This window comes from Faecalibacterium sp. DFI.5.82, from assembly GCF_029076575.1.
Taxonomy (GTDB): domain Bacteria; phylum Bacillota; class Clostridia; order Oscillospirales; family Ruminococcaceae; genus Faecalibacterium; species Faecalibacterium duncaniae.
Genome location: NZ_JARFIS010000875.1, coordinates 1 through 296 on the forward strand (window position 1 = coordinate 1; position 296 = coordinate 296).

Annotated in this window: 1 pseudogene; it reads right to left on the bottom strand. The window is 64.2% G+C overall.

From position 1 onward, the window contains the following. Positions 1-296: pseudogene (locus P0G09_RS19305) on the bottom strand (site-specific integrase); the annotation flags it as partial.

The window sequence follows — 296 nt, forward strand, 5'->3', positions numbered from 1 at the left end:
CTTCAGCTCCTCCCGCAGGGCGGCGGTCATAAAGATGGTGCGGCAGGAGGCCTCGGTCTTGGTGTCCTTCAGGAGGAGGGAGGTCTTGCTGCCCTCCAGCTTGTCCGGGAAGATGCGGAGGATGCAGCCCTTGTCCACCTGTGCCAGCGTGTCCTTCTGCACCCGCTGCATGGAACGGTTGACGGTGAAGGTGCCCATGCCGTTGGCGGCATCAACGTCGATGTCCTCCGGGGTCAGACCTGCCACCTCCCCTTCCCGTAGCGCACCCACCAGCGTCAGGTGGACTGCCAGATGCA